17 protein-coding genes are annotated in these 14,304 nt (G+C 69.9%); 4 read left to right on the plus strand and 13 right to left on the minus strand.

Translation table 11 applies throughout. The annotated features are described in order from the left end of the window. Positions 1–52 precede the first annotated feature (52 nt). From OG574_RS16755 to proS, 12 genes are all read right to left on the minus strand, one after another. Positions 53–574 (minus strand): NUDIX hydrolase, encoded by a 522-nt coding sequence (locus tag OG574_RS16755; RefSeq protein WP_100595078.1) that lies wholly within the window; start codon positions 572–574, stop codon positions 53–55. Continuing rightward, a complete protein-coding gene (gene lepB / locus OG574_RS16760) occupies positions 564–1,319 on the minus strand; it encodes a signal peptidase I (protein ID WP_326773906.1) in 756 nt (251 codons plus the stop codon). Before lepB (OG574_RS16760) ends, OG574_RS16755 begins: the two co-directional genes overlap by 11 nt. Before the next feature lie 59 nt (positions 1,320–1,378). Next, on the minus strand, positions 1,379–2,272 hold the full coding sequence (gene lepB, locus OG574_RS16765) for a signal peptidase I (RefSeq protein ID WP_100595076.1): 894 nt from the start codon (positions 2,270–2,272) through the stop codon (positions 1,379–1,381). Then, the gene (gene lepB / locus OG574_RS16770; protein WP_326773907.1) at positions 2,205–3,341 is read right to left on the minus strand and encodes a signal peptidase I; all 1,137 of its coding nucleotides are present in this window, start codon (positions 3,339–3,341) and stop codon (positions 2,205–2,207) included. Before lepB (OG574_RS16770) ends, lepB (OG574_RS16765) begins: the two co-directional genes overlap by 68 nt. Continuing rightward, complete coding sequence (gene lepB, locus OG574_RS16775; protein WP_326773908.1) at positions 3,334–4,032, minus strand: signal peptidase I; 699 nt, start codon at positions 4,030–4,032, stop codon at positions 3,334–3,336. The genes lepB (OG574_RS16770) and lepB (OG574_RS16775) overlap by 8 nt, the downstream gene beginning before the upstream one ends. Positions 4,033–4,077: 45 nt before the next feature. Beyond that, entirely contained in the window at positions 4,078–4,428 is a 351-nt protein-coding gene (gene rplS / locus OG574_RS16780) for a 50S ribosomal protein L19 (RefSeq protein WP_054235359.1), read from the minus strand. 133 nt (positions 4,429–4,561) lie between these two features. Beyond that, positions 4,562–5,383, minus strand: coding sequence for a tRNA (guanosine(37)-N1)-methyltransferase TrmD (gene trmD, locus OG574_RS16785; protein ID WP_100595073.1), 822 nt, complete (start codon positions 5,381–5,383; stop codon positions 4,562–4,564). Then, positions 5,383–5,973, minus strand: a complete 591-nt coding sequence (gene rimM / locus OG574_RS16790; protein ID WP_326773909.1) for a ribosome maturation factor RimM — start codon at positions 5,971–5,973, stop codon at positions 5,383–5,385. The genes trmD and rimM overlap by 1 nt, the downstream gene beginning before the upstream one ends. Positions 5,974–6,074: 101 nt before the next feature. Then, positions 6,075–6,314: an RNA-binding protein gene (locus OG574_RS16795; RefSeq protein WP_014176063.1), complete on the minus strand. Its 240-nt coding sequence runs from the start codon at positions 6,312–6,314 to the stop codon at positions 6,075–6,077. 2 nt (positions 6,315–6,316) lie between these two features. Beyond that, positions 6,317–6,754, minus strand: coding sequence for a 30S ribosomal protein S16 (gene rpsP, locus OG574_RS16800; protein ID WP_116509370.1), 438 nt, complete (start codon positions 6,752–6,754; stop codon positions 6,317–6,319). Between the two features lie 221 nt (positions 6,755–6,975). Further along, on the minus strand, positions 6,976–7,572 hold the full coding sequence (locus tag OG574_RS16805; protein WP_100595070.1) for a hypothetical protein: 597 nt from the start codon (positions 7,570–7,572) through the stop codon (positions 6,976–6,978). A 269-nt stretch (positions 7,573–7,841) separates the two neighbouring features. Then, the gene (gene proS, locus OG574_RS16810; RefSeq protein ID WP_326773910.1) at positions 7,842–9,257 is read right to left on the minus strand and encodes a proline--tRNA ligase; all 1,416 of its coding nucleotides are present in this window, start codon (positions 9,255–9,257) and stop codon (positions 7,842–7,844) included. 233 nt (positions 9,258–9,490) lie between these two features. Here proS and OG574_RS16815 point away from each other — a divergent pair, with 233 nt between their 5' ends. Then, positions 9,491–10,354, plus strand: coding sequence for an SAM-dependent methyltransferase (locus tag OG574_RS16815; protein ID WP_326773911.1), 864 nt, complete (start codon positions 9,491–9,493; stop codon positions 10,352–10,354). Positions 10,355–10,360: 6 nt separating this feature from the next. Here the strand turns inward: OG574_RS16815 and ftsH are convergent, their stop codons facing one another. Further along, the gene (gene ftsH, locus OG574_RS16820) at positions 10,361–12,379 is read right to left on the minus strand and encodes an ATP-dependent zinc metalloprotease FtsH (protein WP_326773912.1); all 2,019 of its coding nucleotides are present in this window, start codon (positions 12,377–12,379) and stop codon (positions 10,361–10,363) included. Positions 12,380–12,472: 93 nt separating this feature from the next. Between ftsH and yhfZ the strand changes: the two genes are divergently transcribed. The 3 genes from yhfZ (at position 12,473) to OG574_RS16835 (ending at position 14,270) form a co-directional block, all read left to right on the plus strand. Continuing rightward, entirely contained in the window at positions 12,473–13,411 is a 939-nt protein-coding gene (gene yhfZ / locus OG574_RS16825; RefSeq protein WP_326773913.1) for a GntR family transcriptional regulator YhfZ, read from the plus strand. Between the two features lie 104 nt (positions 13,412–13,515). Then, a complete protein-coding gene (locus OG574_RS16830) occupies positions 13,516–13,917 on the plus strand; it encodes a PRD domain-containing protein (RefSeq protein WP_326773914.1) in 402 nt (133 codons plus the stop codon). Then, positions 13,914–14,270 (plus strand): DUF2620 domain-containing protein, encoded by a 357-nt coding sequence (locus tag OG574_RS16835; protein ID WP_326773915.1) that lies wholly within the window; start codon positions 13,914–13,916, stop codon positions 14,268–14,270. The genes OG574_RS16830 and OG574_RS16835 overlap by 4 nt, the downstream gene beginning before the upstream one ends. The last annotated feature ends 34 nt before the right edge of the window (positions 14,271–14,304 follow it).

Genomic DNA, 14,304 nt, shown 5'->3' on the forward strand with positions numbered 1-14,304 from the left:
ATGTTCCCCTTCAGCCGTGCGTCCCCCTATTGTGCGTCAGCCCCGTACGCCTCTAGACGATTTCCGTGTCGAGGACTTCGGGACGACTCGGGGGACCCTCGTCGAGCAGCCGTTCCAGCAGCCCGGCGAGCCTGGTCGGATACACCGTCTCATGTGCCTCGGTCAGTTCCCGGCACGTCCACCAACGTGCTCCGGCGACGCTGCGCCGTTCCAGCTCGGTCAGGCCCGCCCCGGCGATCTCCGCCCCGGCCACCGCGGCCGTCGTCCGGGCCAGGAAGTACCACTCGTCCTGGTCCCAGCGCCGCCCGTCGAACGGGAAGGAGCAGGTGCGGCGCCACAGGACCGGGCCGAGCTCGACGTCCGTGATGCCGGTCTCCTCCGCGAGCTCGCGCAGCGCGGCCTGCTCACGGGTCTCGTCGCCCTCCAGGCCGCCGCCCGGGGTGAACCACCAGTCGTCGGCGGTGTCCCCCGGCTCGTGCCCGTGCAGCAGCAGAATGCGGTCGTCGGGATCGAGCAGTACGACCCGTGCGACCTTCCGCAGCTCCCGGCCGGCCCCGGGAGGCTCAGCCCGCAAGGGCCCGCTCCCCCGCCGACGCGCGCGACCGGCCGCGGCCCTTGCTCGCGCGCTTGGCGATCGGCCCGTACGCGGCACCGCCGAGCACCAGCACGGCGCCCGCGACCACGGCGGCCAGGACCAGCTTCAGGGGACCCGGCTGGGAGAGTCCGCCCGGCAGCGTCTCGAAGCCGGTGGGTCGCGCGAGCATGCCGTCCATCGGCCAGGCCACGGCGTCGACCCGGGCGGCGACGGCGCTGCGCGGCACCGTTCCGTGGCTGGAGTCGCCGATGTGGACGCTGGAGTCGAGAGAGCCGCTGCGCTCGTCGCCGAGCAGGAAGAGGCGGCCCTCAGGGACCGTGGTGGTGGGGATGCCCGTGGCCGAGGGGCCCTGTCCCTTGGGGAGATACGGTTCAGCAATCTCCTTGCCGTTGACGGTCAGCTTGCCGGCCTCGCAGCAGGCGATCTTGTCGCCGCCGATGCCGACGACGCGCTTGACCATGGGCATGTCGCCCCACGCCGACTCCGTGAAGACGACGACGTCGCCGCGCTTGACCTCACTGCCGTCGATCCGCTGCGCGAGGACCCGGTCGCCCGCGCCGATCGTCGGCGTCATCGACTCGGTGGGCACGGTGTACGGCTGGTACACGATGGCGCCCCACACGAACCCGCCCAGGAACAGCACACAGCCGAGGGCCACGGCCAACCCCGACAGCGTGCTGCCGAGCCGGCCATGGCCCTCGTCCGTACGACGTGTCCTGCTCATCCCAGTTGCTCCCCGCCTCGGAGACTCGCCGTGGAAGATCGGCGATCTGGGACGGCACCCTACCCGGCGGTCTTCGCCTCAGAAACCCTGGTGTTCCCCTGGGTAAGCCGACGCCTGCGCCACAGCACGAGTGGTGCGGCGCCCGCGAGCCCGAGCGCGCCCGGAGCCGCTCCCATCGCCGCGCTGAGGCCCGGCTGGTCGAACGTGTCCGGCACCGGCAGGGTCGTCCAGCGGGTGGGCGGCCAGGCGACCACGATCGCGCGGCCCACGACGTTGTCCACGGGCACGAAGCCCTGGTTGCTGTCCTGCTGGTGGTACCGGGAGTCCATGGAGTCCTGGCGGTGGTCACCCATGACCCAAACTTTGCCAATGGGTACGGTGACCTTGAACTTGCCGCCCACATTGTCGTCGCTGCACGGGGTGTTCCCCGGATAGACGTACGGCTCGTTCAGCGCCTTGCCGTTGACCTCGAGCGGGCCCGTCCCGTTGCACTCGATCGTGTCACCGCCGACGCCGATGACGCGCTTGATGAGGTCCTTCTCGTTGGTGGACGGCATCAGGCCGATCCAGCCGAGGAGGCGCTGCACCGGATTCGGCTCGGCCGTCGGCTCGTCCCTCAGCCAGCCGTCCGGGTCGTGGAAGACGATGACCTCGCCGCGCCCGGGCTCGGAGCCGAACCACGGCGTCAGCTTGTCGACGAGCACGCGGTCGCCGATCTGCAGGGTGTTCTCCATCGACGCCGACGGAATCGAGAACGCCTGCACCAGGAACGTCTTGATCACCAGCGCCAGGACCAGCGCGATGACGATCAGGAGCGGAAGCTCCTTCCAGAAGGAGCGGGGCTTCTTCGCCCGGCCTCCCGCCCTGCCGCCGTCACCGTGGCCGTCACCAGGGCCGTCGCCCCGTCCACCACCGTGCCCGTCGCCGTTCGCGGCGCCATTGTCGAGGTTCACGGCGCCCGTAGCGGCCGATGCCGCTCCGTCGTCGGATCGCCCGGGCTGCTCGTCGGGCCCTTGCCCTGACCGTGCGCCGACCGCCAAGTCCCCCACATCCACTCCTCACTCCGTGCCGCTGCCTGTCGTCCCATACGCGATGCAGGCCCACCACTCCCATAACGAGCGGGAGTTCCGCAGGGCTCGGGAGAGGGATCATTCCGTTCAGATCCTCGGAGGCCACCCTATGCGACGGTTGCCGGGCCGCGGCCGATCTGCTCTGCGCGGCGGCCACCGTCGCGTAGGTGTCCGGCTCCGGGAGCGTGGTCCAGTGACCGACCGGCCAGGCGATGACGCGGGCGCGGCCGACGACCGACTTCTCCGAGACGGTGCCGCTGAACGGCTCGGTGCGGTGGAAGCGCGAGTCGGCCGAGTTGGAGCGGTGGTCACCCATCACGAACAGGCGCCCCTTGGGCACCTTGACCTCGAATTCGAACTTCGACGGCACGTCTCCGGGGTGGATGTACGGCTCGTTCAGGGGCGTCCCGTTGACCGTCACGCGGCCCTGCTTGTCGCAGCACTTGACGGTGTCACCGCCGACCGCGATGACCCTCTTGATGAGGTCGCGCTCGTCGTCGGAGGGCAGAAGGCCGATCCAGGTGAGGCCTTCTTTCACCTGTTTGACGCCGACGGGGGCGTCCTTCTTCGCGCCCTGTTCCTGTTCCAGCCACTTGCCGGGGTCCTTGAAGACGACGACGTCGCCGCGGTGCGGCTTCGCGCCGAACCACGGGGTGAGCTTGTCGACCAGGACCCGGTCGCCGATCCTGATCGTCTGCTCCATGGAGCCCGACGGGATCACGAAGGCCTGGACGAGGAACGTCTTCAGGACGAGCGCTATGAGCAGCGCCACGCCTATGAGGAGCGGGATCTCCTTGAGCGCGGAGCGCTGTCGGCGTCGCTTGACCTTGCGCGCCAGCCTGCGCCGCTCGGCACGGCCCGGCAGTGGCGGGGTGCCGGCGCGGCGCGTCCCGGTGGGCAGGCGGGTGTCGCCGCCGCCCCTGCGCGAGTGGGAGCGTCCGCGGTTACCCATGGGCACCGCCGGGTCCGGGCACGCGCGCGTAGACGTCGTTACGGGACAGGGAGCCCCAGTGGCCCGTCGGCCAGGCGATCCACTGGGCTCTGCCGATCACTTCGCCCACGGGGACCATGCCGCCGCCGGGCGCGCCCAGGTAGTCGCGTGAGTCCCGGGAGTCGGCCCGGTGATCACCGAGCAGGAAGAGGGTGCCGTCGGGCACGACGAGGTCGAAGGGGACCTTCGAGGGGGTGTTCCCGGGGTACAGGAACGAACTCTCGTCCACCGGTTCGCCGTTCACCCCGATCCTCCCCTTGCTGTCGCAGCAGACCACATGGTCTCCCCCCACGCCCACGACTCGCTTGATGTAGTCGGCGTCACCGAAGTACCCGGTCCCGTCGAAGACCACGACGTCGCCCCGCTGCGGCTCAGCACCGAAACGGTACGCCAACTTGTTTACGAGCACGCGGTCCCCGACTCTCAATGCGGGCTCCATGGAACCGCTGGGGATCTGGAAGGGCTGCATCACGAAGATGCTCAGCACGAGCAGCAGAACAAGGCAGAGCAGCGCCGACAGGGTCAGGCGGCCGCCGGGGAGCCAGGACGCGGCCCACGGCACAAACGCGAAACGCGACCGCTCCTCCTCGCCCTCGTGTACGGAGGGTTGGGAGGCGCGATCGCGTTCCGTTGTCTGTGCTTCGGTGTCCATCGAGGCCAGATGCTATCCGGCCCGGCTGTGACCCCGTGCGCGAGCTCAGTTGTCGCGCTTCTCCTTGATCTTCGCGGCCTTGCCGCGCAGGTCGCGCAGGTAGTAGAGCTTCGCGCGACGCACGTCACCGCGGGTGACGAGCTCGATCTTCTCGACGATCGGGGTGTGCACCGGGAACGTGCGCTCGACGCCGACGGAGAAGGAGACCTTGCGGACCGTGAAGGTCTCGCGGACACCGGCGCCCTGGCGGCGGATGACTACGCCCTTGAACTGCTGCACACGGGAGCGGTTGCCCTCGATGACGCGGACGTGGACGTTGACGGTGTCACCCGGGCGGAAGGCCGGGATGTCGCTGCGCAGCGACGCGCTGTCGACGGAGTCGAGCAGGTGAGACATGATCGTCTGCTTTCTTCACCGATGCCACAGGTCATCGGCGGGAGTGTTCGAAATGAGGATTCGGTAGCTGATCGCGTCGGGCGGGCGTCGTTCCCCCTGTGGCAGGGGCGCACGCTGGACGTACAGCAGCGGCCTATTCTTCCACGGCTTCGGGGTCTCGCCCAAATCGGCCGTCCGGGCCCGGCCGCCACCCCAGGATGGAGAGCATCTCGCGGTCCTTCTTGTCGAAGACCGAGGGGTCGCAACGCTCCACGAGATCGGGCCTGTTGCGGGTGGTGCGCCGCAGCGCCTCGTCCCTGCGCCAGCGCGCGATCTTGCCGTGGTGGCCGCTGAGCAGCACGTCAGGGATGCCCTGTCCGCGCCACTCGGGGGGCTTGGTGTAAACGGGCCCTTCGAGGAGGTTGGCCATGGCGCCGGGCGCGAAGGAGTCGTCCCGGTGGGACTCGGCGTTGCCGAGGACTCCGGGCAGCAGTCGCGCGACGGCCTCCGTGACGACGAGTACGGCGGCCTCTCCGCCGGCGAGCACGTAGTCGCCGATGGAGACCTCGTAGACCGGCATCCGGGTCGCGTACTCGTCGATGACGCGGCGGTCGATGCCCTCGTAGCGCGCGGGCGTGAAGACCAGCCACGGGCGCTCGGAGAGCTCGACGGCGAGCTCCTGGGTGAAGGGGCGTCCGCTGGGCGTGGGGACGACGAGGGCGGGGCCGTGAGACCCGGTCTCGTAGCCTTCGGCGAGCACGTCGTCGAGGGCGTCGCCCCAGGGGCCGGTCTTCATGACCATGCCGGGGCCGCCGCCGTAGGGGGTGTCGTCGACCGTGTTGTGCCGGTCGTACGTCCACTCCCTGAGGTCGTGCACTCGTACGTCGAGCTGCCCGCGCGCGCGGGCCTTGCCGACGAGGGAGACGTTCAGCGGGTCGAGGTACTCGGGGAAGATCGTGACGACGTCGAGCCGCATCAGGCGCCGCCCGCCTCGGAGCCCTTGCCGGAGTCCTCGTCAGAGCCCTCGTCGGCGTCGCGGCTGGAGGCGATCTCGGCACGGTCGTCGATGAGTCCGGGCGGCGGGTCGATGATCGCCCGCTGCTCCTCGAGGTCGATCTCGGTGACGATCTCCTCGACGAAGGGGATCATCACCTCGCTGCCGTCGGGGCGCTCCACGATGAACAGGTCCTGCGAGGGCAGGTGCGAGATCTCGGTGATCCGGCCGACCTCGACGCCGTCCGTGGTGACCACGTCCAGGTCCATCAGCTGGTGGTCGTAGAACTCGTCCTCGTCCTCCGGCAGCTCCTCCGGGTCGACCTCGGCGATCAGGAGCGTGTTGCGCAGGGCCTCGGCGGCCGTACGGTCGCGTACGCCCTCGAAGCGCAGCAGGAGGCGGCCGCTGTGCACGCGGCCGGTCTCGATCGTCAGCGGCCCCGCGGAGGCGGGGGCGGTGGCGAGCACGGCACCGGGGCCGAGCCGCAGCTCGGGCTCGTCGGTGCGTACCTCGACGGTGACCTCGCCCTTGATGCCGTGGGCGCGGCCGATGCGCGCGACTACCAGCTGCACGTGAACAACTCTCCTGTCATACGGCCACGGGCCGGGGACGGCCCTGAGGCCCTCCCCGGCCCGAGCCGGTGCTTCATTTGTCGCCGAACCGTTGGTCCGGCTCAGCGAACCTGGTCCACGTCGACGAGGTCGACGCGGACACCGCGGCCGCCGATGGCGCCCACGACGGTACGCAGGGCACGCGCGGTGCGGCCGTTACGGCCGATCACCTTGCCGAGGTCATCGGGGTGAACCCGGACCTCGAGTACGCGCCCACGGCGCAGGTTGCGCGAGGCGACCTGCACATCGTCGGGGTTGTCGACGATGCCCTTCACGAGGTGCTCAAGAGCCTCCTCGAGCATGCTCAGGCCTCGGTGGACTCGGTGGACTCGGCCGGGGCCTCGTCCGCCTTCTTGTCAGCCTTCTTGGCCTTCGGGGTGATGGCCTCACCCTTGGCGTCGTCGCCCTCGAGACCCTTGGTGAAGGCCTCGAACGCGGCGCGCTTGTCCTTGGGCTCCGCGACGAGCAGCGGCGCGGGGGCCGGGAGGCCCTTGTGCTTCTGCCAGTCACCGGTGAGCTTCAGGATGGCCATGACCGGCTCGGTCGGCTGGGCGCCGACGGACAGCCAGTACTGGGCACGCTCCGAGTTGACCTCGATGCGCGAGGGGTTCTGTACCGGGTGGTACAGGCCGATCTCCTCGATGGCCCGGCCGTCACGGCGGGTACGGGAGTCGGCGACGACGATGCGGTAGTGAGGCGAACGGATCTTGCCCAGACGCTTCAGCTTGATCTTGACTGCCACTGGAGTGGTGTCTCCTGGTCTTGACGTGGTTGGGCACAACGGGATGCCACGTGGGGTTGCGGTACTCGGAGTGCCCGATGGACGCGTCAGCCGGAGGCGAGAGGGTTCCTGTGCGGCTGTCGAGTACAGCTAGCCATTGTGCCATACGCCGGCGGGGCGGCCGAATCCGGTCTGGGCGCCCCGCAGCAGGTCGCACACCCTCACCGAAGATCAGCTGGAGATCACCCGACGCCCGCGCCGACGGCCTCCGGGATGCGGAACGGCTTGCCGCAGCCGCCGCAGACGATCGGGGCCTGGGCGAGGACCGAGGGCACCACGCGCACATTGCGCCCGCAGTCGCAGACCGCCTTGACGCGGACGCCGCCCCCGGAGGAGCCGTGCCGCGCGGCCGGGCCGCGGAAGCTGCGCTTGGTGTCCGCGGCCGTGGCCACGGTGTGCGCCTTGAGGGCGTTCTTGAGCCGCTCGATCGTCGGCCGGTAACGCTGCTTCGCCTCGGGGTTGAGCGTCACCAGCGAGAAGCCGCTGCTGGGGTGCGGCTCCTCGGGGTGGTCGAGGCCCAGCTCTTCGGCGATGGCGAGGAATCTGCGGTTGTGGTACCGGCCGGCGCGGGAGGTGTCGCGTACTCCTCGGGCGGCGGCGATGCCATGGACTGCCTCATGGAGGAGTCGCTCGAAGGAGAGCTCGTGTCCGCAGGCGGACGACGACTCCCCGATCAGGGATTCGGGCGCGGCTAGATCTGGCAGCTCGGGGTGGTGCCGCTGAATGTCGGCCCACGCCTGTGCCAGCTCTGCGGCGAGAACAGGTGGTGTCGTGCTCACGTCGTGACAACGAGCCGGGATGCCTCTGTGTTCCTATTCCGGGGCATCCCAAATAATTTGCACGTACCAGTCAGTTGCCGCTCATGCGTCCGGACGAGGGCGGGTGCGCTGATCTGCGGAGAAGCCTCACAGCTCACACCAAGGTGGTGCGTAGGCGTACGTACGCCCCGGCGCGTAGACGATGTCCGCACGCCGGGGCGACTGTGTCCCTCTGATGCGCAAGGGGCCTTTCGGCCTTCTCGCGCCGCTCGCTTCGCAGGTGCGGTGGCTCAGTACGCGCGCGCCACGACGGCGACGTTACCCGCCGCGTCGTCCGCGTCCGGCACCGCCCCGTCCTCGGTGACCAGACACCGTACGGAGACGGAGTGCTCGGCCAGTTCGGCCTCGCCCGCCTCGCCGAGGGTGGCCCACGGGATGCGGGCCCAGCCGCCCGATGTGGCGGCCTCGACGGCTTCGTCGACCGTCGTCACATCGGTCGTACGGGACTCACGGCGCTCGCGGGCCTGCTTGAGGAGCAGCGCCTGGTCCTCCTCGAGGACGGTGGGCAGCAGTGCGGCGAGCGCCTCGACGGCGACCGGCTCCTTGCCGCCGGGGATGCGCCTGGCCAGCATCGCCGTGCCGTTCTCGAGGTCGCGCGGGCCGATCTCGACGCGCACGGGCACTCCCTTGAGTTCCCAGTCGACGGCTCGGCGGCCGAACGGGGTGTCCGTGCGGTCGTCGACATGGACGCGGATGCCCGCCGCCTCGAGGGCGTCGCCGATCTCGTGGACCTTGGCCAGAACGGCTTCGTCCCCCTTGATGGCGAGCACCACGACCTGGGTGGGGGCGAGCCGGGGCGGGATCCGCAGACCGTTGTCGTCGCCGTGCATCATCACGAGGGCGCCGATCATGCGGGTGGTCGAGCCCCAGGAGGTCTGCCAGACCAGCTCCTGCTTGCCCTCCTTGGACAGGTACTGGGTGTGGAAGGCCCTGGCGAAGTTCTGGCCGAGTTCGTGGCTGGTGCCCAGCTGGAGGGCCTTGCCGTCGCCCATCATGCCTTCGAGCGTGAGGGTGTTGATGGCGCCGGCGAAGCGCTCCTTGGCGGTCTTGCGGCCGAGGACGACGTCCATCGCGAGGACGTCCTGCATGAAGTCCGCGTACACGTGCCGGTGGATGCGGGCCGCGAAGTCGCGGGCCTCCTCGTACGTGGCGTGCGCGGTGTGGCCCTCCTGCCAGAGGAACTCCGTGGTCCGCAGGAAGAGGCGGGGCCGCAGTTCCCAGCGGACGACGTTCGCCCACTGATTGATGAGGAGGGGCAGGTCGCGGTAGCTCTGCACCCACTTCGCGAAGTACTCGTTGATGATCATCTCGGAGGTGGGGCGGACGACGGCGGGCTCTTCCAGCTCCTTGCCGCCGCCGTGCGTGACCACGGCGAGTTCGGGCGCGAACCCCTCGACGTGCTCGGCCTCCTTGTGGAGGTACGACTGCGGGATCAGGAGCGGGAAGTACGCGTTCTGGGTGCCCGTCTCCTTGATGCGGGCGTCCATGTCCTGCTGCATCCGCTCCCACAGGCCGTAGCCGTACGGTCGGATGACCATCGTGCCGCGCACTGGACCGTTGTCGGCCAGTTCGGCCTTGTTGACGATGTCCTGGTACCAGCGCGGGAAGTCCTCGGCCTGAGGCGTGAGAACGGGTGTCTTGGCCATGGCGCGCATGCTACGGCGCGATGACGCCCGCATGGCAATGCAATTTCCCCCGTACGGCCGCGCACCGCGGGAACGCGCGCGGCGACCGAAGGCCCTTGGGAACACCCCCTAGACGTGACGACGGATGCGGAGTTCTCTGGCATACGGGGGAACTGCGAGCGCACATGTACGGGGCGGGATGAACCGCAGGAACACGCCACAGCAGTAACTCTCGGCGGATTGGGGCGCTTTCGATGACACCTACGCTCGTGCAGCGGCACCTCCCCCACGCGGGGCGCGTGCCCCGCGTGGACCTGTGCGCACGCGCGCGTGACTGGGCGGAGATACAGGAACGGATGCTGGTCCCGCTCTACGAAGCGGTCTACGAACGACTGGAGGTCGGCGATAGCGCCGGCACCCGGCTTCTCGGCCTCGGCTGCGGCTCGGGGCTCGCCCTTTTGATGGCGGCGTCGCGAGGCGCGGCGGTCACGGGCGTCGAGGCGGCCGCGCCGGAGCGGCTCGCACTGGCCAGAGAGCGTCTCCAGGGCGAGACGCGGGGCACGCGCGCGCGTGGCGACACGCGACTGACCGAAGGGGGCCCCGAGGACGCGGCACAGCCGGACGATCCGCCGTACAACCTGATCACCGCGTTCCAGCCGATCGGCTGCACGGCAGGTGACTCCGAGGGGCTCGGCGCGCTCCTGGAGTCGGCGTCGCCGTTCGCCGAGCGGGGCACTCCCGTGGTGCTGGCCGGCTGGGGTCCGCCGGAGCGGTGCGCGACGTCGTCGGTCCTGCGGGTCGCGACGAAGCTCGCCGATCCGCTGCGCAGTACGGGCAGTTGGCGGCCCGCGCTCCGCGACGACCTGGAGGAGGTCATACACCGGGCGGGGCTCAGGCCGGACGGCTCCGGCCGGGTCGCCTGTCCGTTCGGCTACGCGGACGTGGACAGCGCCGTGCGCGGGTTGCTGTCGACAGGGCTGTTCGACGCGGCGATCGGCGCGACGGACCGGTCCCAGGTCGAGAAGGAGATGACGGAGGCGCTGCATCCGCATCAGCGGCGGGACGGGACGGTGTGGATGCCGAACGTGTTCCGCTACGTGATCGCGCGCACCCCGTGACGGGCCTTACTGGTCCGTCGCCGTCTCCTGGCCGTCCGTGTCCTGGGTCCCCTGAATCCCCTGAGTCCCCTGCGCCTCCTCGTCCTTGGTGAGGCGGATGACGCCGGCGACGCGGTAGGCCTCCGCCTCGTCGAGGGTCTCGTTCGCGAGGAGCGCCGCGGCCAGGGCGTCCAACTGGCCGCGGTGGTCGCGGAGTTTGGTGCAGGCCTCCTCGTAGCACTCGTCGACGATGCGGCGCATCTCGTGGTCGATGGTGTCGAGGGTGTGCGGCGCGGCGGAGAGCCCGTACGCCTGCTGGGCGTCGCTCGGCAGGGCGGAGAGGCGGCCGATGCGGTCGCTCATGCCCCAGCGGGCGACCATGCCGCGCGCGATGTTCGTGACCTGTTCGAGGTCGTTCTCGGCGCCGGTGGTGACCACCCCGTATACGACGTGTTCGGCCGCCATGCCGCCGAGCGCGCCGATGATGCGGCCCCGCAGGTACTCCTCCGTGTAGGCGTACCTGTCGGCGTCGGGCGTGGAGAGGGTGACGCCGAGCGCGCGGCCGCGCGGCACGATGGTGATCTTGCGGACGGGGTCGGCGCCGGGCTGGAGCATGCCGAGCAGGGCGTGGCCGCTCTCGTGGTAGGCGGTGCGGCGGCGCTCCTCGGCCGGCATGACGAGGGGCCGTTCGGCGCCGAGCTGGACCTTTTCCAGCGCCTGGGAGAGGTCGGTCTGCGTGACGGCTTTCTGCTGGCGTTTGACGGCGAGGAGGGCAGCCTCGTTGGTGAGGTTGGCGAGGTCGGCGCCGGTCATGCCCGGGGTCGTGCGGGCGACCTGCAGCAGGTCCACGTCCGGGGCGAGCGGGATCTGCCGGGTGTGGATCTTGAGGATCGCCTCGCGGCCGCCGCGGTCGGGCGGGCTGACCGTCACGACGCGGTCGAAGCGGCCGGGGCGGGTGAGGGCCGGGTCGAGGACGTCCGCGCGGTTGGTGGCCGCGATGACGATGACGCCCTCGGATCCCGAGAAGCCGTCCATCTCGGTGAGGATCTGATTGAGAGTCTGCTCGCGTTCGTCGTGGCCACCCATGGCGGAGCCGCCGCCGCGGGCCCGGCCGATGGTGTCGATCTCGTCGATGAAGATGATCGAGGGCGCCACCTTGCGGGCCTCGGCGAAGAGTTCGCGTACGCGCGAGGCGCCGACTCCGACGATCATCTCGATGAACTCGGAGGCGGACGCGGAGAAGAACGGGACACCGGCCTCGCCCGCGACGGCCCGGGCCAGGAGCGTCTTGCCGGTTCCCGGCGGGCCCGACAGGAGGACGCCGCGGGGCATCTTCGCGCCCATCTCGCGGTAGGCGTCAGGGTTCTTGAGGAAGTCGACGACGTCACTGAGCTCACCCTGGACCTCGTCGATGCCGGCGACGTCCGCGAACGTGGTGCGCTCCGTGCCGGGCTCGAGCTCGACCGGCTTGGGCGGCTGCTTGCGCCCGAGCATGCCTCCTGCCATGCCGCCGCCCATGCCCTGCCGCATCCGCCGCGAGATGAAGATCCACAGCGCGACGAGCAGGAACATCGGGGCGAGCGAGATGAGGAGGTTGGCGAGGAAGCTGCGCTCCTGGACGACCGGTGAGGCCGTCACGGTGACGTCGTGCTTCTCCAGATTCGCCCAGAGGTCGTCGTCCGCGAAGGACGGCCGCTGAGTCTTGAACTTGGTGTAGTTCTTGCTCGAGCTGTCACTGCCGCCGGGCGTGGGCTGCTCCTTCTTGAGCTGGCCCTGGATCGCGTCGCCCTTGGAGTAGATCTTGGTGACGTTGTTGTCGGCGACCTGCTTGCTGAACTCGGTGTACGAGATCGTCGGCTCGTCGCCCTTGTTGAAGAACGACAGCACGAGGTTGGCGATGACGTAGACGATCAGGGCAGTGAGAATGAGGCCGCCCCAGCCGCCCGGCATCTTCTTCCTGGGCGGCTTCGCGGGCTGTGGAGGCGGGGCCCCCTCGGAGCGCCACGGCTGGTCGGTGCGGTCGCGCGGGGGTACGGGGTTGGCCACGCCTGCTCTCCTCCTGCCGTCACGCCTCCCGCCCATGACCGCACACATCCGGGACCCTTGCCAGTATCCAGAATCCTGGTTACTGTCCGATCTGTGAACGGTTTCGACGAGCGCTTCCTTACGCGCAACGGCCTCGCGGCCCGCCAGCTCGCGGTCCTGCTGCTCAACCACGAGCCCGACACACGGCTGCCCCGGATCCGCGACTTCGCCGAGGAACTGGGATGCGGAAACGGCACGGTCCAGGCCGCCCTGCGGCTCCTGGAGGAGTCCGGCGCCATCGAGACCGCCGCGCGCGGCCACCTCGGCACCTTCCTGGTCCGCTCCGAGCGCTCCATACTGTGGCGCCTCTCCGGCCTCGGCACCCTGCTGGCCGCGATGCCCCTCCCCTACTCGCGCCGCTACGAGGGCCTGGCCACCGGCCTGCGTGCGGCCTTCGAGGAGGCGGGCACCCCCTTCGCGATCACGTTCATGCGTGGCGCGGGCGCCCGGACCACCGCCCTGCTCGAAGGCAAGGTCGACCTCGTGATTCTCTCGCGGTTCGCCGCCGACCGGCTGATCGAGGAGCATCCGGTGGAGCTGGTCGCCGATCTGGGCCCGGCCACGTACGTCGGAGCGCACGGGCTGCTGCTGCGCGAGGGCGCCTCGCTCGACGCGCCCGGCCTGCGGGTCGCCGTGGACCACACCTCCGAGGACCAGCGGATGCTCGCCGAGCGCGCGTTCGCCAGGCGCACCGATATCGAGTGGGTCGAGTCCTCGTACATGCAGCTGCGGGATCTGTTCGCGCAGAACCTGGCCGACGCGACCGTCTGGAATCTCGACGAGGTGCAGGGCCGGATAGGGATGGGCGGGGAGGTGTTGCCGCTGGGCGACGAGGTCACCCGCGATCTGTCCCTGCGCAACTCCAGCGCGGCGATCATCGGCAGGACCGAGGGCGCGAAGGCACTCTCCGCCGTACGGAACGCGGTCGACCTGTCGACCGTGACGTCACTGCAGGCCGAGGTGTTGCGGGGCGAGCGCGTGCCGTCGTACTGAACCGGCGGGGGTGGCGCATAAGGGATTCGGCCACCCCCTCCCGACCTGAATATCCAGAATCCTGATTATTGTCGAATTGCCAATGGAGCCAGGAAGGAGACCCCATGGACGACCAACTCGCCCTCCGCATCCAGCTGTTCCGCGAAGGCGGCCAGGTCAGGCCCGAGGTCGCCGACTTCGTGACCGCCGAGCTCACCGCCCTCGCGGAACGCGGGAACGAGGTCACCGAGCAGACCGCCGGCATGCTCACCAGCCACCTGATGATGGCGCTGACCCGGCTCGTCGACGGGGAGCCGATCGAGCAGTTCCTCACCGACGAGCAGGTGGCCGCGGAACTGGCCGGCCACCCCCGGGCCGTGGCCGGCGCCCGCGAGGTCGCCGCCCGCGCCCGCGAACAGCTCGGCGCCACCCTGCCCGACTCCGAAGTCAACTTCCTGGCCATGCATCTTGCGGTGCTGGCGGGACATCCATCACCCGACTCCCAACCCCCAAGGACCACTCCATGACAAAGATCCTCACCGGCGGCGTAGGCAAGGTCGAGGTCGCCGGGACCGTCAAGGCGCTCGCCCTCGACGGCGTCGACATCGTCGTCTCCAGCGACATGGACGCCGCGATGAAGCTCCGCGTGGGCCAGGCCGACTTCTACCTCGGCACCTGTCACACCGGCGCCGGCGCCTCGCTCGGCGTCCTCGTCGGGCTCATGGGACAGCCCGCCTGCCACACCTTCGGGCGTTCCGTACCGACCGAGGACGAGGTCGACTCCCTGCTCGACCAGGGCAAGAAGGTCTTCGGCTTCTCCATGGACCAGATCGACGTCATCGCTCCGCTGATCGCCCGCGCCATCGCCGCGCGCGCCTGACCACACCAGGCACCTCCGCCCCGGGCACGAAGGA

Source organism: Streptomyces sp. NBC_01445, assembly GCF_035918235.1.
Lineage (GTDB): Bacteria > Actinomycetota > Actinomycetes > Streptomycetales > Streptomycetaceae > Streptomyces.

Excerpts from the sequence above, each read along its gene's own strand:
- trmD (WP_100595073.1), bottom strand. The coding sequence starts at position 5,383 with ATGCGGCTCGACGTCGTCACGATCTTCCCCGAGTACCTCGACCCGCTG.
- lepB (WP_326773907.1), bottom strand. The coding sequence starts at position 3,341 with ATGGGTAACCGCGGACGCTCCCACTCGCGCAGGGGCGGCGGCGACACC.
- lepB (WP_326773908.1), bottom strand. The coding sequence starts at position 4,032 with ATGGACACCGAAGCACAGACAACGGAACGCGATCGCGCCTCCCAACCC.
- rplS (WP_054235359.1), bottom strand. The coding sequence starts at position 4,428 with ATGTCTCACCTGCTCGACTCCGTCGACAGCGCGTCGCTGCGCAGCGAC.
- proS (WP_326773910.1), bottom strand. The coding sequence starts at position 9,257 with ATGGCCAAGACACCCGTTCTCACGCCTCAGGCCGAGGACTTCCCGCGC.
- OG574_RS16835 (WP_326773915.1), top strand. The coding sequence starts at position 13,914 with ATGACAAAGATCCTCACCGGCGGCGTAGGCAAGGTCGAGGTCGCCGGG.
- OG574_RS16795 (WP_014176063.1), bottom strand. The coding sequence starts at position 6,314 with ATGCTCGAGGAGGCTCTTGAGCACCTCGTGAAGGGCATCGTCGACAAC.
- lepB (WP_326773906.1), bottom strand. The coding sequence starts at position 1,319 with ATGAGCAGGACACGTCGTACGGACGAGGGCCATGGCCGGCTCGGCAGC.
- OG574_RS16830 (WP_326773914.1), top strand. The coding sequence starts at position 13,516 with ATGGACGACCAACTCGCCCTCCGCATCCAGCTGTTCCGCGAAGGCGGC.
- OG574_RS16815 (WP_326773911.1), top strand. The coding sequence starts at position 9,491 with ATGACACCTACGCTCGTGCAGCGGCACCTCCCCCACGCGGGGCGCGTG.